This window comes from Flectobacillus longus (genome assembly GCF_030056705.1).
GTDB classification, from domain to species: domain Bacteria; phylum Bacteroidota; class Bacteroidia; order Cytophagales; family Spirosomataceae; genus Flectobacillus; species Flectobacillus longus.
In genome coordinates, this window is sequence record NZ_JASHIC010000007.1 from 179173 (window position 1) to 202172 (window position 23000).

Genomic DNA, 23000 nt, shown 5'->3' on the forward strand with positions numbered 1-23000 from the left:
GTATAACTATTTATTTTTTCTTATCCTTTAATTTTTGAATTACATCACGTCCAGCAACAAATAATAACGCCAGTACCAAACCGATCGTACCTCCAAGTTTAATACCTTTCCCTTTCAGTGTAATATCGGCACCAATAGGTAATTCTGAATCATCTATTCTTGTAAATAAAGGGGATTCTTTTACCATTGAAAATCTTAAGTTATCAAGATTTCTTACTGCCTCTTGATACATACTTTGAAGCTGAGTAGAATTAGTATTTAGTCTTTGCTGTTCGATCAACCCTTGTTGCATAATTACTTGTTGATTTTGGTCAACAACCTGTGCATATCTTCTTTGAGTACCATACAACTGACTCTTCAACGAATCTACTCGTCGTTCCATTATACCGAGCAACTCTCTTGTTTTCTTGGTTTTTGTCTCAATATAAAAATCAGTTATTGTATTCAAAAACAAGTTTGTCCAAACATGAGATAATGTATCATTACGAGTCGTTGCTGCTAAAGTCATCAATGATGATTTTTTATTCTCATTTGCAATCGACGTCAGAGGCTCCAAAAATGATTGAAGCATTCTTACCTTTGAGCGTTCAAGTGGAGTCAATTTTTCATAATTTGAATGTTTGAATTTGAAAGTTTTCATTTCTTCATCACCTTCCCATTCATCCTCCAAACCACCACTTTTTTCAATTAAGAAGTTTCCAAAAATTACTTTTTTACCATTTATATTTACTGGAGCCAAAATAGCTCGATTATAAATATTTTTTGTTTTAAGTAATTCCAAGAAATTTTCGCCGCTAAACAACCCGTTACTTGTAGCACCACCTCCACCAAGGCCAAAAGCACTTGCTAAATCGGATAATCCTGCACCTCCTGCTGAGCTGCCATTATCCATATTGAAAACAATTTTTGAGGTATAGGTCTTAGGTTTTTTGGTAACAATGTCTACCAAATATCCTATAAGTACACCAAATATTGTCAATGCTACTATTAACTTCCAATTTGCAACGACTAAGTCTTTAAATGCAATGACTTTTTTTACTATATCTTCAAAAGAAAATTGATCTTCTGGTAATGTATTTTGAGTCTGAGACATGAGTCTAAATTAATAAATGCTATATTTTATATTATTGAATTGCACGCATTAAGGCGATAATCGTACCGATACCTGTAAGTGATGCGGTAATTGTTGAAATAATACCAAGAACTTGCTGTGATGCCATTTGTTTTTGGTTAATTCGAGGCACAACAATTTCTGACCCTGGATTAATCTTTGGATAGACATTCACCAAGCCCAATAATTTACGAGTACGATCTACAGAACCATTTGCATAAATAACATAGGAACGTTTACGTGATGAAAGTGATGTAAATCCTCCTGATTCTGAGATATAATGCTTGAATGAAGCCCCTTCAATGAATCTAGTTGAAGTCGGATATAATACTTCGCCTTGCATTCTTACTGTTTGAGGTTCTTTGGGTATGCGAAGGATATCACCATCTTGAAGTAACATATTAGATTTAGAATTTTCATTTTCTAATACGTCCACTAAATCAATACCTATTGATTCTTCGTATACCTGTTTGATTGGTTCTACCTTAACTGATGTTTCTGTATTATTATCACTCAAATCCTGAATTTGTCTTGCTTTACGCTCAACCTCTTGGTCTGTCAGTTTCACCCTTCTAATCAAAGTTGCTCCTGCCGGATACGCTTGTGCGTTCAATCCTCCAGCACGCTTAATTACATCAAGTAATTTTTCGTCTTTTCTTTCCAAGGCATAGACGCCAGGAAAAATAACCTGCCCGTCTATTGATACAAACTGTTGACGTTCATAATTTGGTGATGAACGAACAAACACTTCATCAAAAGGCTCCAAAATAAACTTAGAAGCCGATGGACTCATAGACAAGTCAGGATTAATCGAAAATTGGAATTTCTCACCAATTGTAGGTGTAATTTTAGACGGATCATCTTGTCCAATATTTTTCTTTCTACGAATAACCTCGATTCTACCTGTTGCTGCTGATTCTTTCAAGCCTCCTGCTTTTACAACCAAATCTTCCACAGTCATATTTTTAACATAAGGATATGTTCCTATTGAAGGGGTTTCGCCGCTTCCATTTGGTAATATTCCTAGAGCAGTTGATCCAGTTGGTGTTTTTTCTGCAAAACCTTCCATTGAAGTCAACTTGATTTCACCTTGAATACGTACAGTGTAGTTCTCCATCATATCCAAGCTAGAATAAACACTAATTTCATCCTCTCTTTTCAAAGGAAAATCTGGAGCTACTCCAGAAAGAATTTCTTTGTAGTTTATAGCAATATTTTCCTTAGTTAAATCGCTCTTGAGTCTAACAACCAAAATTCTATCTAAAAAAGCATCTTCCTTAAATCCATCAGCACGTTTGATGAGTTTTACAAGAGTTGAATTATCACTTAAAGAATAACGTCCCGGACGAAAAACAGCCCCTTTTAGATTGATTGCATTTTCGTATCTATCTAATAGAATCTGGTCTACAGCGACAAAATCTCCTGATTTCGGAAAAAATGAAGACAGCAAATCTCCACTTAAGTCTACTAACTTTCTTTCCTTATCAGTATATCTAGTAACTTTCAAAACACCTCTATATGCTTCAGGCAAAAATCCTCCAGCATAATCATTAATAATCATATCTAGGTTTTCATTAGGCAAAATCTCAAACATCGCAGGTTTTTTAACTTTTCCTGCAATTTCTATTCTAGCTTTATATGGTGTAACCTGAATAATATCTTGATCTTGTAATGCAATATCTTGACGTAAATTTCCAGTTGTCAATAAATCATACAAATCCACACGAGCCACAAGTTTTTTACCTCTTATAACTTTAATTTCACGAAATGTACCATTTTCGTTGGGACCTCCCGCTTGGTACAGCACATTAAATACTTTTGCCAAGGAAGATACCGCATACGTACCAGGAGCAATGACTTCTCCTATTACAGTTACTCGTATCGTTCTTATATTGCCCAAAGAAATAGTAGCAGTAGTATTTGCAGGAACACCTCCACTTGCCTTTAAACCAACATATATTTGAGACAATCTACTAACAATTCGTTTTTTTGCTTCTTCGATGGTCAAGCCACTAACAAAAATATTACCTACACGATCAACCTTAATGTTTCCATCAGGTGAAATCGGTAATGTCAGATGGCTCTCTGAATACCCATTAATATCAATTATTATTTCATCGTCAGGACCCAAAATATAATTTTTGGGAGTCGCCATTCGAGCATAAGAATCAAATGTTATTTTTGAATTATTGAAAATCGAATACCCAAAGATTTTCTTTCTTAAATTGACAGTATTGGAGTCTGCCTCATTTAAAGCCAATTCTTTCTTTTTTCTTAAAGAATCTATTTCATTTTTCTCAGCAGCTATCTCTGTGACCTTTCTTGATCCAGAGTTTTTAGTACCTGTAGCTGTAGCAGTGGTTGGACGACCAATGGATGTAGGAAGTGAAATGTTTGTAGGTATGCCAGGTATTTGTGCAAAAGAATTCAAACTCCATAAAGCAACCAATAATAAAGATATAGAGCGTAAGTTAACCGCAGACATGAATGAATGACGAGATTTTATAGCCTTCAAAACAAGATTGCTTGTGTTTTTGTGTTGTAACATGTTTTTTAATTTTGTCCTTGGGTTGATTTAAGAAGGTTTTTCCAAAAATAGTCCAAAAAACGGTACTTTTATTATTAAGATAAGTTTGAATTAAATCACAAAGTAAATGAACTTTTGGCTAAATCTCGACAATCTTAAGCAGATTAATTAGGGAGTGGACAATTAAATTAATATAGGCTTACGATTTTTAATGCTTTTTTGTAGATTTGCTAACTTCTTAATCCAAAACTATATTTTTGAGTCAACACACTTAAAATGCAAATCAAAAATATAGCCAATAAGTAATTTTAGTAACTTGTTTTGATGAAACATCAATAAACCATTCTTTCTCTAGCAGTATGTCAACAACTCCCAATAATGAGGTTCAATATACCGAAGACAGTATTCGGTCACTAGATTGGAAAGAACATATTCGTCTTCGTCCTGGTATGTATATTGGTAAGCTCGGCGATGGTTCTTCGTCAGACGACGGAATATATGTATTAGTAAAAGAAATTGTCGATAACTCTATCGATGAGCACATGATGGGTCATGGTAAGGCCATTGATGTGAAAATTTCAGACCACCGAGTAGAGGTACGTGATTATGGACGTGGTATTCCACTTGGAAAAGTAATCGACTGTGTTTCCAAAATCAACACAGGAGGAAAATATGATTCTGGAGCTTTCCAAAAATCTGTAGGTTTGAACGGGGTAGGTACAAAAGCAACCAACGCACTATCAAGCTTTTTTAGAGTACAATCATTTCGTGAAGGAAAAACAAAATGGGCAGAATTTAGTAAAGGCGAAATACTTACTGAATCAGACGGTGAACCAGAAAGTAATGCCAAAAATGGTACTCAAACCATTTTTGAACCTGATAACACTATCTTCAAAAATTACCATTTTATTCCACAATATCTGGATAATCTTTTCTGGAATTATGCTTATTTGAATGCAGGATTGTCTATCAATTTTAATGGACAAAAGTATTTTTCTCAAAAAGGTCTTTTTGATTTATTGAGTAAAAAAACAAACGAAGAAGAAAATCGCTATCCTATCATTCATCTTAAAGGAAATGATATTGAAATTGCCATGACCCATGGTAATCAATATGGCGAAGAATACTATTCGTTTGTAAACGGTCAAAATACAACTCAAGGGGGTACTCACTTGCAAGCCTTCCGTGAAGCCGTGGTTCGTACAGTACGTGATTTCTATAAAAAGGATTACGCTCCTGAAGATATCCGTGCCAGCATTGTCGCTGCCGTAGCTGTTCGTGTTCAAGAACCCGTTTTTGAATCTCAAACAAAAACAAAATTAGGGTCAATCACCATGTCCCCAGATTCTAGCTCTCAAACCGTTAGAAGTTTTGTAGGAGATTTCATTAAGACTGAGTTGGATAATTTTTTGCACAAAAACCCAACGACTGCTGAAGCACTCAAAAAGCGTATCGAACAGTCTGAGCGTGAGCGTAAAGATATTGCAGGTATCAAAAAGTTGGCGAATGAACGTGCTAAAAAAGCCAACTTACACAACAAAAAGCTTCGTGATTGTCGTGTGCATTTATCTAACGAAAAGTCCGATAATCGTTATGATTCAATGTTGTTTATCACCGAAGGTGACTCTGCAAGTGGTTCAATTACCAAATCTCGCAATGTGCAAACTCAAGCTGTGTTTAGTTTGAGAGGTAAACCGCTTAACTGCTTTGGCTTAACCAAAAAGATTGTTTATGAAAACGAAGAATTTAACCTGCTCCAACATGCCTTGAATATCGAAGATGGCTTGGAGGGTCTTCGTTATAACAAAATCATTATTGCAACCGATGCCGACGTAGATGGTATGCACATTCGTTTGCTAATGATGACATTTTTCTTGCAATTTTTCCCAGATTTGGTACGCAATGGTCATTTGTATATTTTGGAAACACCATTATTCCGTGTTCGAAACAAAAAAGAAACCATCTATTGCTATTCCGACGAAGAACGTCTTAATGCCATTCATAAATTGGGTCCAAAACCAGAAATTACACGTTTCAAAGGTTTAGGTGAGATTTCTCCAGAAGAATTTGGTAAATTTATAGGCGATAATATTCGTTTAGAACCTGTAATCCTAGAAAAGGATACAACCATTCCTAAAATTCTGACTTATTTCATGGGTAAAAATACCCCTGATCGTCAAAGATTTATTATCGACAATCTCATTATTGAAAAAGACCCTGCCGAAGCAGCAGCATAAGATATAGATTAGAGCTCAACAAATGTTGAGTTCTAATTCAAATATTTCTTTTCCTGCTCATTAGCAGAAATATCCTGTTAACCATAATATGACCCTAGAACAATTACGACAACAGATTGATGAGCTTGACAACGAAATGCTTGAGATACTCAACAAGCGCATGGAAGTTGTAAAGCATGTTGGAGAGCTTAAAAAAACGACTCAGACTGTTATTTATCGTCCCGAGCGTGAAAAACAAATCATCGACCGTCTTGCAGAAATGAGCCAAGGTTTATTGACTCGTCCTGCGATTGAGGCTATTTACCTCGAAATTTTTGCAGTATCTCGTAATCTTGAATTGCCTGAACGTATTGCTTATTTGGGTCCAGAAGGAAGCTTTACTCATCAAGCAGCCGAAAGCCGCTTTGGTGCTATGAGTGATTACTTACCTTTGCCAAGCATTCGCTCTGTTTTTGAAAGCATTGATACAGGTCGTGCGAGATTCGGTGTTGTACCTATCGAAAATAATTTGGAAGGTATCGTGAAAGAGACAATTGATTTGTTAAACGAAACGGATTTGAAAATTGTAGCCGAAGTGGTTATTCCTGTTCATTTCACTTTCGCAACCAAAGCCGAAAAATTATCTGATATCAAGCGTATTTATTCAAAAGATATTGCGTTTGGACAATGTGAAAAATTCTTGAATGAATATTTCAATGGTAAAGATGAAGAGTTTTTTGTACAAGTTGATTCAACCTCAAAAGCTGCCAAATTAGCCTCTCAAGATGAACAATCTGCTGCTGTTTGTTCTCATATTGCGGCCAAATTGTTTGATGTTCCTATATTGTTTGACAATATTCAAGATTCGTCTCAGAACAGAACAAGATTTTTTATTATTGGAAAAGATTTTGTCAACCAAAAGAGCGAGAAAGACAAAACTACCATTATTGCCAAACTCCCTGACGATGGTAAGCCAGGAACACTGGTAAGATTTCTCCAAGAGTTCGAAAATAGAGGAATTAACCTTGTAAAAATTGAATCTAGACCTGTGAAAGAAGGTGAAACATTCAACTTCTGGTTCTTGATGGAATTTGATGGGTACTTCTTAGATGAGAATGTTCAACATATCATGAAAAAACATGAATCCGACATCAAGTGGCTCGGAAGTTATGTAAAAATGGTATAATAATAAAAGCCGTTAGTTTATCGCTAACGGCTTTCTTTTTATCTTAAAACTGATTCTTCTTGAAATATTTCACCTACATGCTTTTGAATATTTTTACACATCTGTGCTAATGGTAAGTCGTTCGCATCTGTACCAAATGGATTTTCAATTTCTTCTGCAATCAGCTCTAAACTTGCTAAAACATAAAAAACAAAAACTACCACTGGAATCACGATATAACCTAGTGTAAAAACATAGCCAAAGGGCAAAGTCATTACATAAAAGAAGATAAATTTTTTCAAAAATACCGTATAAGAAAATGGAATTGGAGTATTTTTGATTCGTTCGCAAGCTCCACAAATATCCGTAAAGCTTCGAATCTCTTCGTTGATAAAAAGTAACTGCTCGCCCGAAATAATATTTTTTGCATATAATGCCTGCACTTGTTCAACTAGCAATTTGGCAATATAATTTGGCTTATGGTATTCTGATTTAATCTTATATTCAGAAATAAACAGCTCGCTATCATTTTGATGTCCTCGCAAATGACGTTTCAAGGCAAAAGCATATTCTATAATAAGGCTTTCAATTAAAGTCCTTTCTTCTTTTAACTCTTTGGGAACTACCGCTTGAATCTTGATAGCCAAATTACGTGAGGCATTTGTCAAAGCCCCCCAGTTACGTCTCCCCTCCCACCAGCGGTCATAGGCAGTGTTTGTTCTAAATACCAACAACATCGAAATCACAAAACCCAACATTCCGTGCATAGCTGGAATATTTTTGATATGCGAATTATCACTTAATTTAAAAACATCAACTTCCAAATAAGCAATCAAGCCAGAATAAGCTCCTATAGCTATCAACATAGGAAACAATTTTCTGAAGGTATCGGCTTTATGAAAGTGGAAAATAAAGGTGAACCATTCTTTTGGATTATAATTGATCATAGAGATAAGAATAATTTAGTAAAAGTTTGAATGTGAAGATAAATTTAATACTCGACGGTACAAACAAAAACAGCTTCTATCGAAAATAGAAGCTGTTTTTATATCTATTGTAATAAAATTCGATTCATTAACCTACTGAACCTTCCAGTGAGATAGCAAGAAGCTTTTGTGCTTCTACTGCAAATTCCATTGGTAATTGATTCAATACTTCTTTGGCATATCCATTCACAATTAAAGCAATAGCTGCTTCAGTAGAAATACCACGTTGATTACAATAGAAAATCTGGTCTTCACCAATCTTCGAAGTAGTCGCTTCGTGCTCTACAGTCGCTGTATTATTTTTTACTTCAATGTATGGGAAAGTATGCGCACCACAACGGTCACCCATCAACAATGAGTCACATTGAGAGAAGTTACGAGCATTTTCTGCACGTTTCATCACTTCAACTAAGCCTCTGTATGAGTTTTGAGAACGACCCGCAGAAATACCTTTTGAAACAATACGAGACTTGGTATTTTTACCAATATGTATCATTTTCGTACCTGTATCTGCTTGTTGCATATTGTTGGTAACTGCTACTGAGTAAAATTCACCGATAGAGTTATCACCTTTCAAAATCACAGAAGGGTATTTCCAAGTAATAGCCGACCCTGTTTCTACTTGAGTCCAAGAGATTTTTGAGTTTGCGCCATCACAAATACCACGTTTTGTTACGAAGTTGTAAATACCACCTTTACCGTCTTTATCACCAGGATACCAGTTTTGAACAGTAGAGTATTTAACTTCTGCATTTTCGTGTGCTACGATTTCAACTACAGCAGCATGCAATTGGTTTTCGTCACGCATTGGAGCAGTACAACCTTCTAGGTAACTTACGTAAGAAGATTCGTCAGCAACAATCAAAGTACGTTCGAATTGACCAGTACCAGCCGCATTAATACGGAAATACGTAGATAATTCCATTGGACATCTTACTCCTTTTGGAATATAACAGAATGAACCATCTGAGAATACAGCAGCGTTCAATGCCGAAAAGAAATTATCTTTTACAGGAACAACTGAGCCTAAGTATTTTTTGATTAATTCAGGATGTTCTTTAATTGCTTCAGACATTGAGCTAAAAATAATACCTTTTTCACCCAAAGTCTTTTTAAATGTAGTAGCCACTGAAACTGAGTCAATTACAGCATCTACTGCAACTCCAGAAAGGCGCTTCTGCTCATCAAGAGAGATACCTAATTTCTCGAAAGTACGACGTAACTCAGGATCAATTTCATCCAATGAATTAACAACTTTCGTTTGTTTTGGAGCTGAATAATATTTGATAGCTTGGTAGTCAACTTTTTTATAGTCAACATTAGCCCATTCTGGTTCTTGCATACCCAACCAAGTACGGTATGCGCTCAAACGCCATTCCAACATCCACTCAGGCTCGTTTTTCTTAGCCGAGATTTGACGGATAACGTCTTCATTCAAACCTGCAGGTACTTCATCTGTTTCGAAGTGACTTTCGAAACCATATTTATACTCAGAGGAGGTGATTTCTTCGAGAATGTCTATTTCTTCTTTTGCCATTGTATTTAATCTGTTACAGCAATTGGTATATCAGTGATTTTGTGCTAGACAATGGAGATAAGTTGCAAGCATGTAAAAATATCACCTAAAAAAATGATTTTTGTTAGCTTTTCAACTAATTATTGACCTTTGAATTCATTCACTGAAATAATTGGTCTACAAAAATAAACCAAAAAGCGCAAGAAAAGTTCTGTTGTTTAGAATTTTTCTAAGATGTCCCCTAATTATTCCTAATTTTTGAAGAAAAGACCACCTAAACCCTCCTTTTAAGTCGGATTAGCAAACGGAACCGAACGATTTACAGACTCCTCCAAGGATATAAATGTTTCTGTTCTCTGAATTCCTGCCACTTTTTGAATTTTGTCGTGCAATACTTCTCTGAGGTGAACGGTATCACGACAAACAATTTTGGCAAAAATAGAATAGATACCCGTGGTATAATTAATACTTACCACTTCGGGAATCTGCATGAGTTGGTCTGCTACCTCTGCATAGAGAGAACTTTTATCTAGATAAATACCTAGAAAAGCCGAAATATCCCAACCAAGCCTAGTATGGTCGACAATCAATTGGGAGCCTTTTACAATTCCCATTTCTTCCATTTTTGCCATTCGAACATGGACAGTTCCACTCGAAACGTGGATTTTTTTAGCAATTTCGGTATAGGGCATAGTAGCATCGCTCATCAAAAGCCCTAATATTTTTAAATCAACTTGGTCAATTCCTGGTACTTTTTCCATAGGTATTAATACAGTCTAAAGTTTTTATTAACAATTTCGCAAAAAATAAGGCTTTGCGAATTGCCATTTTTAACGATTCGTTAACAAAAATAGCGAATTTTTGAAAATACTATAAATTTTAACATTTTTTTATAAAATATTTGCAAAATATCTGAACACCTGTTAACTTTGCATTGTCAAGTTAAAAGAACAACGACACACACAATGTAGGGTGATGAAATTTGGCAGACGTGCCCTCCTGTCTCGGGGGTGGTGATTACGGGATAAAGTTAGTATAATGCCTATCGCAAGATAGACTGGGGTTGACCACCAGATTTTGTACTATACCTAACTACGCCGTGGAGGTTCGAGTCCTTCTCCTACAGCAATTTATCTGAAATTTTGGGGATATACGATTTGGCAAAATAAAATTTCCTGATTACCTTTATTCCCAGATTATCAGATTGACTACGAATATAAAAAAGTAGTTTTATTTGGTTTTTAGTTTGTTGATGAAGTGTAATTCAAAAAAGCAGTCTTACTGAGTCTGCTTTTTTTGTTTTTATAGCCTTTAGAACTTCCTAAAGCTCTCCTATTGAGCGTATTCAGCTCTTTTTTCATTTTATCTTCTTTGGTTAAGCCTCATTTTGATTTGCTTATTTTACAAATTTCCCAAATAATATTTCAATTTAGCAAAGCGGTACTTTCATTTCGATTTTGTCCATTTTGACAACAAAAAGGAAGAAAAGTTCTTTTGTTCCTACCGATTACTCAAATATCCCTATCTCAAAATAGAAAAACCTCAACCCAAAAGAGCCGAGGTTTTAATAAATATTCACGATGCGAGGAATTATTGGACTTTAAATTCCCAAATACCTGCAACTCCTTTCAAGAACTTAATTCTTAGATATTGAAATTTCTTGTTTAAAATATCTGTATGTGGAGATTTAATCTGAACATCATTGTGTCCACCACATTTTACCCAAGTTTTACCATCTTGCGAGCCTTCTAAGACATACGCATGACCAGCAGTTGGTTTAACAAAGTATGTTTCTACTTTCTTAATGGTTTGAGATTTTGAAAGTTTTGCCGTAAAAGTGGCTAAAGAATCATTGGCATCAGCCATCCAACGAGTACCATTTGACCAATCCGTTGCGTTGGCAGGATTGTAATATTCAGTGCGTTTGAGTGTTGCATCATAAATATGAGGCACTTTATATTCTGGCTTAGTAGAAGAAGCACTTGTTTCCTCAATTTTCAATCCTTTATCTTTAACATTCAAAGGATTTACACCTTTATTCGTCAATTTTACGGGTTTAATGGTACCATCTTCATTAAACTCCATTTTGTTAATCCAAACCTGACGATTGGTTCCTGAGCGACCAAATTCGAGATAAGTGAAGTAATAATCATCGCCAATATTAAAAACATTGCCATGACCAGGACCATAAATTTTTTCGGTGGTATCGGTTTTAGCGATAATTTCTTCTTTAGGAAATTCGTAAGGCCCAAAGGGAGAAACTTTGCTATATTGATACGCATAGGCATAATGCTCATGACCGCTCAAGGTGTACATATAGTAGTAAATACCTTTTCGTTTAAAAAAGATTGGCCCTTCAGAATAGCCATTTCTCTTAGTTTGAATCACCTGAATATCGCCATCCAATTCGGTCATGTTGGGTTTTAACTTAGCTGCACCACGTTGTGCCCAAAACAAATAAGGCGTTTTATCATCGTCAATAAAGATTTCGGCATCAATTCCTTTCGTTTTTTTAGGTCCGTCCATCAGCACAAGCGGAGCAGGAGCTTTACCTTTTTCAAAAGTATCTTCTCCGACTAATTTGAAAGGGCCTTTCGGAGACGATGCTTTTGCTACATAAATATGTGTATTGACCGTTGGGTAAAAGAAATAGTCTTTTCCTACTTTTTGGGCATAACTTGGAGCCCAAAAAAGTTGTTTGGCAGCCGATGGAAAGAATATTCCGTCAAAAGACCAATTCACCAAATCTTTAGATTGCCAAAGAACTGGAGGTCCCGAAGTCGCCAAACCTTTATCATAGCCGTCAGTTGTCGCATAACAATAAAAAGTATCTCCAAATTTCACAATACTTGGGTCTGCAACTAAATCTGGAATAATCGGATTATAATTTCGAGCGGTTTGTGCGACAGTAGCTTCTGCTATTGACAAGCACAGACCAAGTCCTAGAAGAGATTTGAATAAGTTCATTATTTGTTTATTAAAGGGATGAAATAACTTTTAGAGATTGCTCACAATCAATAAGTGTCAATTGTACACAATTATACTCAAGGTATTATTCAAAAGGGTATATAGGGTAAGTTTTCAATTCATCTTACCCTATTTAAGCGATAAATCTTCTCTTAATCAATGGCATGGTCTGGTGGAACTGGCAATCCTTGCCAAATACGCTGTGATGTCCAAGGTTGTGGGCTTGAACTCCAAAACTCGTCCGTTTCTGGCAATCCTAATGGAAGCAGAATAAAAGAACATAAATATAAACTTCCTGTAGTAATATATGAATCTGCGATTTCGGGTTGAGCGCCATAAAATCCAATTTTTAACCAACCTTTTTCGTCAAAAGTTGATTTTGATTCTGTTGTTTTCTTTAAAATTGCCGTTAAAGCTTCACGAGTTTGCGCAACACTAATTTCCTTTGGAAGATTATGCACCAGAGCCATATCTGCCAAATGATGAAAAGCGCCTCCTCTATATACCAACGACCTGCCTATTGCAGGAAATGTACCATCGGGGTTCACTAATTTTTCCTGAATATGTGCGTAACGTTGTGCACGCTCCATAATTTTTTTCCCAGCCCAATTAAAAGAAGGATTTTTTGCGCTCACCACTTGATAAATATTTACCAAAAAAGGCTGAATAACATAACTATTATAATAATCAAAATGGAATTTCTCTCCATCGCCATAAATACCATCACCCAAATACCATTGTTCAAACTGACGGTAACAATACTCAACACGGAGTATATCCCATGAATAGCCATACTTGCAGAAAAAGGCTTCAATCATACCTGAAAATAATATCCAGTTACTAAAACCTGGTTTTATATCTCTCGTTTTCACAAAAGAGTTTACCACATTTTGCTTAGTTGTAGCATCTAAATGCTCCCAAAGCCAAGGAGAGCGCACAAAAGCCAATGCCAAAAATGCGGCATCGACCAAAGGCTGTCCAGCCCCCTCGAATTTCATATAATCTTTTGCTTGAGGATTTACGGCATTAGCAACAGCTTTTACCGCCCATTGTCTGTATGTATCTCTTAGCGCAACTTCAGCAGGAGTACCACCTTCAGCATTGAGCCACGGAGCTATACCACATAATAAACGACCAAAAGCTTCGAGATACGCCACTTGCGAACGACTTGCTTTGTTGTCAATATGAGCGGATAGTTCGACAGGCATTTTAATTTTGAGGCTATCATTTGCTAAACTTTGCAAGACAGGGCGAGATAGTTGGTCAAGATGCGCAAGCCATACCTCACGCGTAGTGAGCACAGGCGCTTCGATAGCCGTTTCTTTTTTCTTTTTAGTTTTCTGTGCTGTAGCCTGATAGCTTAAAGCACAAGCCATAAGAGAGGCAAGGATAAGTTTCTTCATAGGTTTTAATAGTAAAAACTCAACTTGATTTAATATTGCTAGATAAGCTTTATTAAACCAAATTGAGTAAAAAATTGAATACAGAATTTAAGCTTATTTTTTCAATTCTTGATAGCGCTTCATTGCTTCTAAGAAATAATAATCTGCATAGGTTAGTGGCACATCAACTTCAGTATTTTGTGGAATATGACCTACACAATGTTTGATTAAAAAGCCACCATTTTTCCCATAAGTAGCTTTGTAAGGTGCGTTTGACAAGCTCCAAAGCATTTTTTCGGCAGAAGATACATAAGTTTTAGCCAAAGGAGCCTTTACATATCCTTGCAACTCTAATAATGCTGATGCCACAACCGAAGCTGCTGAAGCATCACGCAAAGCTTCTGGTTGATTTGGCGCATTGAAATCCCAGAAAGGAATTTTATCTGCTGGAAGGTTTGGATTGTTTAGATAGAAATTAGCAATCTTATTCGCCTGCTCTAAGTAAATCGGATTTTTAGTCACACGATACATCACTGTATATCCGTACAAACCCCAAGCCTGTCCACGTGCCCAAGCCGATTCATTGGCAAAACCTTGAGCTGTTTTCTTTTGTTTTACCTCACCAGTGTTAGCGTCATAATTAATCACATGATATGAACTATAATCAGGACGAAAATGGTGTTTCATCGTTGTATTCGCATGGGTTACCGCAATCTTATAATAGCTAGAATCGCCCGTTACCTCTGTTGCCCAAAACAACAATTCGAGGTTCATCATATTGTCGATAATCACCAAAAAATCATCAGGCTTTGAATCCCATGATTTAATACAGCCTACTTTTGGGTTAAAACGTGTTGCAAGAGACTTGGCAGAAGTCAGCAAAATTTCTTTATATGCTGGTTTTGGAGCAATACGATTAGCATTACCAAAACTACAAAACATCATAAAACCCAAATCATGGGTTGTGGTATTATACTTTTCCTTTTCTAGGTCTTTCAAAATACGTTCAGCTTCCTGATACGTAGCTTGGTCTTTGGTTTGTTCATAAATATAAAGCAAAGAGCCAGGGTAAAAGCCACTACACCACCAATCAGAATTACTAAACTCATAGCGGTCTGTGTTGGGAAAATACGTTTTAGGAAATTTACCAGCGTGAAGATGTTGAGCCAAAAACTGATACTGTTTTTGTGCATCGGAAAAATTTTGTTTGAATTGCTTCAACAAAAGAGGTCTTGAAATAGCTTGAGAGGCTTTTTGTGCCATACTCGTAAAACCTAACAAGCAGCAAAGGAATAAAAGAAGACTGTAGTTTTTAATAAATTGGGATTTCATGACATAAAGTTTTAAAATGTTAGAGGCTTATGCCCGAAACAATAAAGCTCAGAATAGGTAATACTTTACTCAAAGCATGAAAAAGTTTTTCAAAACTACAGAATTAAAAAGAACGTCTATCCTTGGTTGGGGTTGGGGAGAGGTGCTGTATGTAAAAGATTCATTTTAAAAATGAAAGGAGTTATTTACAAATGCCACAAGTGCCTCCATTTTTGGCGCAATGTTTACAGTATTTACAATTTTTACAGGCAGAACAATATTTAGACCCAGTACATTTTCGGGCAAGAACTGCTGCACTAGAATGAACACATATTGCCAAGACAATTAATGTTAAGATTTGAAGCGAGTATCTTTTTATCATAACGTTGGTGTGAGTGTGACTTAAGTATGAGTTTTGAGTGTAATTTTATGATTACCAGTATCTTATCTTTATTAATTTATTCAACTTAACTCTGCACGATTACTTATAAGTTAATTTGATACTGTATTCTTTTATTTCGAATAATAAGTTCAAGTTCCTCAATAGTTAATAGCACATAAGAAGAGCCTTTTTCATGTAAACTCACAAAGCAAAATCTGAATTTTTCTCCCAATATTTCTCCAAAATTAAATTCGTTCTCTGTCGCGCCAAAAAAGAAACCTTTTGGATTATTGGGTAGGTACTTTTTAGTTGTCTTTAACTCAACCAGTATCATATCTTCCAAATAGGTCTCTATTTCATCTCCATTAATCTCCTTCCCAACTAAATTTGGGATATATATCATATCAAAGGATTGAAGAAAACGATGTTCAATCTGTAGCAAATCCAGAATTTTCTTTTTAGTTGACAAGTCTATTTTGAAGAAGCCTGTATGATTTTCTATTAGGTAATTTACTCCCTCTTTCTCTGTGACATTGTTGGATAATGTCAAAGTAAATGAATGCTTTCTTGACATTATTCTTTATTTTTAAATGTGTAGGTGTGATATGAATGTTCTGGATTTAAAGAAGAGAAGTTTAACAAATCGGAAACGGTCATTTCAAAATACTTAGCAAATACAGCAATATGAGTTAATGAGATATTCCTTTCTCCTCTCTCAATCATTCCTATATAGGTTCTATGAAAGCCTGTTTCAAAAGATAGTTTTTCTTGGCTAATACCTTTTCCAGTCCTCAACTGTTTTATTCTTAGTCCAAATTCATATATTATAGTTTCATTTGTCATATGACGAAACTATACATATTGTATTCTTTGATCAACATACAATATGTATCAAAGAATAATTTAGAAGTAGCTGTTAACAAAAAACGGGTATCGCACATAAAAGTGTGATACCCGTTTTGGTGGAGAAGATGGGGCTCGAACCCACGACCTCTTGACTGCCAGTCAAGCACTCTAGCCAACTGAGCTACATCCCCATTGGAATTGATACTGCAAAGTTATCATTTCAAAATAATTTTGCAAGTACCAATTCTATTTTTAAAAATTAAGTCTTGCTCCTATACCTGCTTGTGGGTGGAAATAAAATACTGAGGGTACTAACTCTACATACGCTCCAACTTCCATGAAGATAGAAAGTGGTGAGTCTGGAGAGAAATATTCTAATCCTGCCGATCCTACTCCTCCTAATCCTGTAGCTGGAATTTCTTTTTTGTAGGCAATTCCATTGAAAGTATCGTCTACAAAATACTTTCTAGACGTAATTTGTCCTCCAAAACCATAGTAGTTTTTGAAACGACTACTTCCCATAGCATTATGCCACAAATACAAACCACTTACCGCAATACCTGAGCCATTAAAAGCACCATCTTTGTAGCTGTCTTTGACGCCCCAGATACCTCCATAAATTCCAAAATTAATTTCGATAGCATTTTTGTCATTTCTCAAGTAGTTGCGTAGACTTAGTCCTGATGGTTCTCCAATTTTACCACCTATCGCCCAGTCCTTGTTTTGAGCAAACGCACCTACAGATGCTACCATGAGTAGAAGAAACAATACTGATTTTTTCATAAAATTGTTATTTAATTGATTTATGCCTCATAAGAACGAAGATAACCCATTAAAATGGAATTTTCGTCTTTTGTTCCGACGGAGATACGCAAACAGTTGTCACACAAAATCACCTTTGAACGGTCACGAACGATTGTTTTGTTCTCAATTAAGTAATCAAATACAGCTTTTGCTTCTTTGAAACGAACCAATAGGAAGTTCGCATCTGAAGGGTAGATATGTTCAACATTTGGCAATTCGCTTAACTCTTTTTCAAGTTGAGCTCTATTTTCGTTGAGTGTAGCTACCGATTTTTTTACAAAATCTGTATTGTCTATATTCTCAATTAATAACTTTTGCGTCAAACCATTAATATTATAAGGGTATTTAATTTTGTTCAAAAGTGTAATTAATTCTTCTTGTGCAAAGGCCATTCCCAAGCGTAATGAAGCCAATCCCCAAGCTTTTGAAAAAGTCTGAAGTACCATCACGTTAGGGTATTCGTCTAAGCTTGGAATGAATGACGGCTCATCAGAAAAATCATTATATGCTTCATCGATAATAACAATACCTTGTTGGAAGTTTTCGATGATTTGTAAAATTGCCTCACGATTAATCAAGTTACCTGTTGGGTTATTCGGAGAGCAAATAAATATCAATTTTGTTTTTGAATTTATTGCCTCCAAAATCGCATCAATGTTCAATTGATAATCAGGCTTAAGCGGGATTTTCTGAATTGCCACATTATTTACTGAAGCACTCACTTCGTACATTCCGTAAGTTGGTGGTAAGATAATAATATTATCAACTTTTGGTTCACAAGTCAATCGAATAATTAAATCGATAGGTTCATCAGAACCATTTCCTAAGAAAATTTGTGTTGGACGGCAGCCTTTGATGGGAGCTAATTTTTCTTTAATCGCAAACTGATAAGGATCTGGATAACGGTTCCAGTTTTCGGGCGTTGCCGAACCAATTGGATTTTCGTTTGCATCTAAAAAAACACCTTCTTTACCTGTATATTCATCACGTGCAGAAGAGTATGGAGCAAGATTTAAGATGTGCGGACGCACGACTGAGTGTATGTCAAATTTCATAAGTTTGTTTCTTGGATTTAGTGAAATAAGTAAATTTTAGTGATTGCCTCAGCTTACGGACTGTTGGCAATACTGCCCCATTTAACAACAAAAGGTGACGCATCTCAACCGAATGAGGAGCTATCACCTAGTTTGTTGGTTCTATGACAAAAAATTATGCCAATCTTACACGAACCGCATTGGCATGGGCACGTAAAGATTCGGCTTCGGCCATTTCAATAATGGTATTACCCAAATGTTGAATGCCTTCTTTCGTAATTTTCTGAATCGTTATTTTTTTGACGAAGCTGTCCAAACTTACCCCTGAATAGGCTTTAGCAAAACCATTGGTTGGTAAAGTATGGTTGGTTCCTGAAGCATAATCTCCTGCTGATTCTGGTGTATAATTTCCTAAGAAAATAGAACCTGCGTTAAAGATTTGCTCGGATAATTCTTCTGCATTTTCGACAGACATAATCAAGTGCTCGGCAGCGTACTGGTTGAGCATATCAATCGCAACACCTTGATTTTCAACCAATACTGCTTGACTGTTTTCTAAAGCTTTAGCTGCAAACTCTGCACGAGGTAATACCGCCAATTGTTTTTCTAATTCTTGATTTACAGCCACTATTATTTTCTCTGAAGTGGACACCAACAAAACTTGTGAGTCGATACCATGCTCTGCTTGTGATAATAAATCTGCCGCTACAAAAGCTGGGTTAGCCGAATTGTCTGCCCAAACTGCTACTTCTGAGGGGCCAGCGGGCATATCGATGGCTACACCTTCTTTGTTTACAAGCATTTTGGCAGCGGTAACATATTGATTACCTGGTCCAAAAATTTTATAAACCTGAGGAATAGATTCTGTTCCGTAAGCCATGGCAGCAACTGCTTGCGCGCCACCAACTCGGAAGATTTTAGAAATACCACAAAGTTTAGCTGCGTACAAAATCGCAGGGTGATCAGAAGGCGTACATAATACAACTTCCTTGCAACCAGCTATTTGCGCAGGAACACCAAGCATCAACACCGTAGAAAATAATGGTGCTGTTCCTCCAGGGATATAGACCCCTACTTTTTCGATACCAACCGACTTGCGCCAACAAGTAACGCCAGTGGTAGTTTCGATTTTTTCAGGTGCTTGTTTTTGCGCTACGTGAAATTTGTAAATATTTTGATACGCTGCATGAATGGCGGTTTTAAGCTCTTCGCTTAATAATCCTGCTGCCGCTTCTACCTTCGAAGCATCCATTTCAAGCGTTTCTAAAGTCACTTTATCAAATTGTAATGCCAATTCAAAAAGTGCCTTGTCACCTTCTGCCTTTACTTTTTCAAGGATTGGGATGACTCTTTGTTCAATCACTGACATATCCTGTACTGGGCGAGTAAGAATCGCTTGGTAGTCGGATGGTGATGGATATTTTATAATTTTCATGCAAAAGGAATACTTTTTGCATTCAGCCTTTGGCATTCGGCTTGGGAAATTTTGAACCCATTGAGATTATTTTCAAATCTCGAAATGTCATTTGCTGAAAGCAATTATTAAAAAATCATTTTCTCGATTGGCAATACCAAAATCCCTTCAGCACCTGCATCACGAAGTTTTTCGATATTTTGCCAAAAATCCTGCTCCTCAATTACTGAATGCATTGATACCCAACCTTCGTCTGCTAATGGCAAAATTGAAGGTGCTTTCATACCCGGCAACAATTGGCGAATCAAAGCAATATTTTCTTGTTTGGTATTTAGCACAACATATTTGCGGTTTTTAGCACGTTGTACCGAGTCTATTCTAAACAAGATTTGATTAACAATGTTTTGTTTTTCTGGCGAAAGATTTGGATAGCCAATCATAATAGCTTCAGAGCGGAAAATAACCTCCACTTCTTTCAAACCATTACTCAACAAAGTACCTCCAGAGCTTACAATATCACAAACAGCATGTGCCAATCCAATACTTGGAGCGATTTCTACTGAACCAGATATTTCATGAATATGGGCAGTTACACCATTATCTTTCAAGAAGTTACCTAAAATCACTGGATAAGAAGTAGCAATACTTTTACCTTCAAGTTCCTTCACGCTATTGTAAGTTTCGCTTCGAGGAATTGCAATAGAAAGACGGCATTTTGAAAAACCGAGTAATTTTACTTCGTCTACATGTTTGCTTGTTTCGACATGAACGTTTTGTCCAACAATTCCGATATCCGCTACTCCATCTTCTACATAACCAGGAATATCGTCGTCTCTGAGAAACAAAAATTCTGCGGGAAAGTTTGAAGATGTCGCTTTTAATTTACCAGCACCATTATCAAATTTGATTCCGCACTCCTTGAAAAGATTTAGTGAATCTTCACTAAGGCGACCCGATTTTTGGACCGCAATTCTTAATACTTCGTTCATTTTCAGCATCTGAGGTTGTCCTAATAGATTGTTTTTTGGTACATTCGGCGTACTCGGGACAACATCGGGTGCAAAATTACGGAATCATGCGTAGGTTTCGACCTGTTTTGAATAAATTATGGTAAAAAATATAGATGAGGGATAAGGTATTGAGGGATCAGGCACAGAGTGACTAATTTATTTTGTCAATAAATGGACCGCTTTAAAAGTCGAACATTGCTGATTTCTATGAATCTTATGGCTTGTTACTGCTAGAAAAAAATGGCTTTTGAAGCTCATCCTTACCATTTACTCACTGTAAGCCTCTATCCTTATTCAACTTTGTGCCTTTTCTCTTTTTCTCCTAACTTTGAAAAATACTTTGTAACGCTACTTAATGATATGCTTATGAGAAATTCACTTATCTACCTCTTTTGCTTTTTATCTTTTTTTGTAAAAGCACAATCAACCTATCAGTATTCTGTTGCTCAGGATTCGGCGTATATTCGAAACAATTATGTCAAATCTGAATTCATGGTCAAAATGCGTGATGGTGTTCAGCTTTTCACACAGGTGTATGCACCCAAAGACAAATCAAAGCTGCACCCTATTATCATGCAAAGAACACCCTATTCTTGCAACCCTTATGGTACGGACAAATTCAAAAAGCGAATAGGACCTAATCCGTTTATGATTCGTGAAAATTATATTGTGGTTTATCAAGATGTACGTGGTCGTTGGGCTTCAGAAGGAAAATTTATTGAAATGACGCCACATCTTGATAAAAAATCGTCAGAGAAAGATATTGATGAATCCACGGATACGTATGATACCATCGACTGGTTAACCAAAAATATTCCAAACAATAATGGCAAAGTCGGTCAATGGGGTATCTCCTACCCTGGCTTTTTTACTTCGGCTGGTTCGGTGTCGCAACATCCTGCTTTAAAGGCCTCCTCTCCACAAGCACCAATGGCAGATTTGTGGCGTGATGATGCCTTTCATTTAGGTGCATTTATGTTGGGAGCTAATTTTGGCTTTTATAACTTTTTCCAAGCTCAAACACAACCGACTAAAAATCGTCCTGCACCGTATTTCTCGTTTGACAGTCCAGATGGTTATGATTTTTACTTGAAAATGGGTCCGACTCGTAATGCAGAAGATCAATATTACAAAAAGCGTAATGAGTACTTTCATGAAAATTTTGACCACCCTAATTTTGATGAGCATTGGCAAAAACGCAATATTTTGCCACATTTACAGAATATCAAACATGCGGTTTTAGTAGTTGGAGGTTGGTACGATGAGCAAGATTTGTACGGAACATTCAAGACTTATCAAGCCATGGAGAAACAATCTCCTAACAATGATATTCGCTTTGTGGTGGGTCCTTGGGTTCATGGAGGATGGGCAGGTGCTTCAGGACAATCATTGGCAGATGTTGAATTTGGGTCAAAAACGTCTTTATATTATCAGGAAAAAATTGAAAGCCCTTTCTTCAATCATTACCTCATAGACGAATCTTTACCTTTGAGTTTAGCCGAGGCTACCTTGTTCGAAACAGGTAGTAATCAATGGAGAAGCTTTGATACATATCCTGCAAAAAATGCACAAGAAACAGTCTTGTATTTACAAAATGGCGGAAAATTAGGTTTTACGAGACCTCAAAACGAAAACGGCGTAACGAGTTATATATCTGACCCTAGTCGCCCTGTACCATTTTCTGGCAAAATCAATGATGGCTTTTCTGCTGAATATATGGTGGAAGACCAACGATTTGCCTACCAGCGTCCAGATGTGATTAGTTTTGAAACGGATACGCTCAAAGACGATTTGACAATGGTGGGTAATATCCTAGCAAATCTGAAGGTTTCAACATCAGGAACTGATGCCGACTGGGTAGTTAAAGTTATTGACGTATATCCAAACGATACACCTAATGACCCAGCGCATCCTGATGTGGTATATGGTGGTTACCAACAACTGATTCGTAGTGAGATTATTAGAGGAAAGTATCGTAACGACTTTACAAAACCAGAAGCATTTGTCCCAGGTAAACCAACGGAAGTAAAATTAGAGCTTCAAGATGTATTACATACGTTCAAAAAGGGTCATAAAATCATGGTACAAATCCAGAGTTCATGTTTTCCTTGGGCTGATAGAAATCCTCAAAAATTTGTAAATATTTTCGAAGCAAAAGAAAGTGATTATCAAAAAGCCACCCAAAAAGTGTATCACCAAAAAGCTTATCCTTCATTTATAACTTTTGGTGTTTTGAAGAATTAAAAACCTATCTCTGATATGGATTATGCTAAGCGTCACAAGCTTGTATAAACTTCCAATATGGATTTTATACCAAGTTGTGACGCTT

The 23000-nt window shown here is 36.4% G+C and carries 17 protein-coding genes and 1 tRNA gene; 3 read left to right on the forward strand and 15 right to left on the reverse strand.

The window, feature by feature from the left end; genetic code table 11:
* Nucleotides 1-10 precede the first annotated feature (10 nt).
* Both QM491_RS07075 and QM491_RS07080 read right to left on the reverse strand, forming a co-directional pair.
* Nucleotides 11-1093, reverse strand: a complete 1083-nt coding sequence (locus tag QM491_RS07075; protein ID WP_283326680.1) for a hypothetical protein — start codon at nucleotides 1091-1093, stop codon at nucleotides 11-13.
* A 31-nt stretch (nucleotides 1094-1124) separates the two neighbouring features.
* The gene (locus QM491_RS07080) at nucleotides 1125-3659 is read right to left on the reverse strand and encodes a polysaccharide biosynthesis/export family protein (protein ID WP_283326681.1); all 2535 of its coding nucleotides are present in this window, start codon (nucleotides 3657-3659) and stop codon (nucleotides 1125-1127) included.
* A 338-nt stretch (nucleotides 3660-3997) separates the two neighbouring features.
* Here QM491_RS07080 and QM491_RS07085 point away from each other — a divergent pair, with 338 nt between their 5' ends.
* Both QM491_RS07085 and pheA read left to right on the forward strand, forming a co-directional pair.
* Nucleotides 3998-5875 (forward strand): DNA topoisomerase IV subunit B, encoded by a 1878-nt coding sequence (locus tag QM491_RS07085; protein ID WP_283326683.1) that lies wholly within the window; start codon nucleotides 3998-4000, stop codon nucleotides 5873-5875.
* A gap of 88 nt (nucleotides 5876-5963) precedes the next feature.
* The gene (pheA, locus tag QM491_RS07090) at nucleotides 5964-7040 is read left to right on the forward strand and encodes a prephenate dehydratase (protein ID WP_283326685.1); all 1077 of its coding nucleotides are present in this window, start codon (nucleotides 5964-5966) and stop codon (nucleotides 7038-7040) included.
* Between the two features lie 38 nt (nucleotides 7041-7078).
* Here pheA and QM491_RS07095 read toward each other — a convergent pair whose 3' ends face one another.
* The 13 genes from QM491_RS07095 to hisG all read right to left on the reverse strand — a co-directional run bounded on the left by QM491_RS07095 (nucleotide 7079) and on the right by hisG (nucleotide 20650).
* Nucleotides 7079-7966 (reverse strand): bestrophin family protein, encoded by an 888-nt coding sequence (locus tag QM491_RS07095; protein ID WP_283326686.1) that lies wholly within the window; start codon nucleotides 7964-7966, stop codon nucleotides 7079-7081.
* A 127-nt stretch (nucleotides 7967-8093) separates the two neighbouring features.
* Nucleotides 8094-9542 carry a Fe-S cluster assembly protein SufB gene (gene sufB, locus QM491_RS07100; protein ID WP_283326688.1) on the reverse strand — a complete coding sequence of 483 codons (1449 nt, stop codon included), beginning with the start codon at nucleotides 9540-9542 and terminating at the stop codon, nucleotides 8094-8096.
* 266 nt (nucleotides 9543-9808) lie between these two features.
* Complete coding sequence (locus tag QM491_RS07105) at nucleotides 9809-10282, reverse strand: Lrp/AsnC ligand binding domain-containing protein (RefSeq protein ID WP_166551512.1); 474 nt, start codon at nucleotides 10280-10282, stop codon at nucleotides 9809-9811.
* A gap of 829 nt (nucleotides 10283-11111) precedes the next feature.
* The gene (locus tag QM491_RS07110; protein WP_283326691.1) at nucleotides 11112-12488 is read right to left on the reverse strand and encodes a family 43 glycosylhydrolase; all 1377 of its coding nucleotides are present in this window, start codon (nucleotides 12486-12488) and stop codon (nucleotides 11112-11114) included.
* 152 nt (nucleotides 12489-12640) lie between these two features.
* Complete coding sequence (locus tag QM491_RS07115) at nucleotides 12641-13891, reverse strand: DUF2264 domain-containing protein (protein WP_283326692.1); 1251 nt, start codon at nucleotides 13889-13891, stop codon at nucleotides 12641-12643.
* A 93-nt stretch (nucleotides 13892-13984) separates the two neighbouring features.
* Nucleotides 13985-15202 (reverse strand): glycoside hydrolase family 88 protein, encoded by a 1218-nt coding sequence (locus QM491_RS07120; protein ID WP_283326694.1) that lies wholly within the window; start codon nucleotides 15200-15202, stop codon nucleotides 13985-13987.
* A 464-nt stretch (nucleotides 15203-15666) separates the two neighbouring features.
* Complete coding sequence (locus tag QM491_RS07125; RefSeq protein ID WP_283326696.1) at nucleotides 15667-16137, reverse strand: hypothetical protein; 471 nt, start codon at nucleotides 16135-16137, stop codon at nucleotides 15667-15669.
* Nucleotides 16137-16406: a helix-turn-helix domain-containing protein gene (locus QM491_RS07130; RefSeq protein WP_283326698.1), complete on the reverse strand. Its 270-nt coding sequence runs from the start codon at nucleotides 16404-16406 to the stop codon at nucleotides 16137-16139. Before QM491_RS07130 ends, QM491_RS07125 begins: the two co-directional genes overlap by 1 nt.
* 117 nt (nucleotides 16407-16523) lie before the next feature.
* Nucleotides 16524-16600 (reverse strand) — tRNA-Ala (locus QM491_RS07135).
* A 61-nt stretch (nucleotides 16601-16661) separates the two neighbouring features.
* Entirely contained in the window at nucleotides 16662-17192 is a 531-nt protein-coding gene (locus QM491_RS07140) for a hypothetical protein (protein WP_283326700.1), read from the reverse strand.
* A 20-nt stretch (nucleotides 17193-17212) separates the two neighbouring features.
* A complete protein-coding gene (gene hisC / locus QM491_RS07145) occupies nucleotides 17213-18268 on the reverse strand; it encodes a histidinol-phosphate transaminase (RefSeq protein ID WP_283326701.1) in 1056 nt (351 codons plus the stop codon).
* 154 nt (nucleotides 18269-18422) lie between these two features.
* Nucleotides 18423-19682, reverse strand: coding sequence for a histidinol dehydrogenase (gene hisD / locus QM491_RS07150; protein ID WP_283326702.1), 1260 nt, complete (start codon nucleotides 19680-19682; stop codon nucleotides 18423-18425).
* Nucleotides 19683-19789: 107 nt separating this feature from the next.
* Nucleotides 19790-20650 carry an ATP phosphoribosyltransferase gene (hisG, locus tag QM491_RS07155; RefSeq protein WP_283326703.1) on the reverse strand — a complete coding sequence of 287 codons (861 nt, stop codon included), beginning with the start codon at nucleotides 20648-20650 and terminating at the stop codon, nucleotides 19790-19792.
* Between the two features lie 387 nt (nucleotides 20651-21037).
* Here hisG and QM491_RS07160 point away from each other — a divergent pair, with 387 nt between their 5' ends.
* Nucleotides 21038-22915 carry a CocE/NonD family hydrolase gene (locus QM491_RS07160; RefSeq protein ID WP_310589551.1) on the forward strand — a complete coding sequence of 626 codons (1878 nt, stop codon included), beginning with the start codon at nucleotides 21038-21040 and terminating at the stop codon, nucleotides 22913-22915.
* Nucleotides 22916-23000 lie beyond the last annotated feature (85 nt).

Bases quoted from the DNA above. Each gene is read 5' to 3' on its own strand.
- QM491_RS07075 (WP_283326680.1), bottom strand. From the start codon at position 1,093: ATGTCTCAGACTCAAAATACATTACCAGAAGATCAATTTTCTTTTGAA.
- QM491_RS07080 (WP_283326681.1), bottom strand. From the start codon at position 3,659: ATGTTACAACACAAAAACACAAGCAATCTTGTTTTGAAGGCTATAAAA.
- QM491_RS07085 (WP_283326683.1), top strand. From the start codon at position 3,998: ATGTCAACAACTCCCAATAATGAGGTTCAATATACCGAAGACAGTATT.
- pheA (WP_283326685.1), top strand. From the start codon at position 5,964: ATGACCCTAGAACAATTACGACAACAGATTGATGAGCTTGACAACGAA.
- QM491_RS07095 (WP_283326686.1), bottom strand. From the start codon at position 7,966: ATGATCAATTATAATCCAAAAGAATGGTTCACCTTTATTTTCCACTTT.
- sufB (WP_283326688.1), bottom strand. From the start codon at position 9,542: ATGGCAAAAGAAGAAATAGACATTCTCGAAGAAATCACCTCCTCTGAG.
- QM491_RS07105 (WP_166551512.1), bottom strand. From the start codon at position 10,282: ATGGAAAAAGTACCAGGAATTGACCAAGTTGATTTAAAAATATTAGGG.
- QM491_RS07110 (WP_283326691.1), bottom strand. From the start codon at position 12,488: ATGAACTTATTCAAATCTCTTCTAGGACTTGGTCTGTGCTTGTCAATA.
- QM491_RS07115 (WP_283326692.1), bottom strand. From the start codon at position 13,891: ATGAAGAAACTTATCCTTGCCTCTCTTATGGCTTGTGCTTTAAGCTAT.
- QM491_RS07120 (WP_283326694.1), bottom strand. From the start codon at position 15,202: ATGAAATCCCAATTTATTAAAAACTACAGTCTTCTTTTATTCCTTTGC.
- QM491_RS07125 (WP_283326696.1), bottom strand. From the start codon at position 16,137: ATGTCAAGAAAGCATTCATTTACTTTGACATTATCCAACAATGTCACA.
- QM491_RS07130 (WP_283326698.1), bottom strand. From the start codon at position 16,406: ATGACAAATGAAACTATAATATATGAATTTGGACTAAGAATAAAACAG.
- QM491_RS07140 (WP_283326700.1), bottom strand. From the start codon at position 17,192: ATGAAAAAATCAGTATTGTTTCTTCTACTCATGGTAGCATCTGTAGGT.
- hisC (WP_283326701.1), bottom strand. From the start codon at position 18,268: ATGAAATTTGACATACACTCAGTCGTGCGTCCGCACATCTTAAATCTT.
- hisD (WP_283326702.1), bottom strand. From the start codon at position 19,682: ATGAAAATTATAAAATATCCATCACCATCCGACTACCAAGCGATTCTT.
- hisG (WP_283326703.1), bottom strand. From the start codon at position 20,650: ATGAACGAAGTATTAAGAATTGCGGTCCAAAAATCGGGTCGCCTTAGT.
- QM491_RS07160 (WP_310589551.1), top strand. From the start codon at position 21,038: ATGAGAAATTCACTTATCTACCTCTTTTGCTTTTTATCTTTTTTTGTA.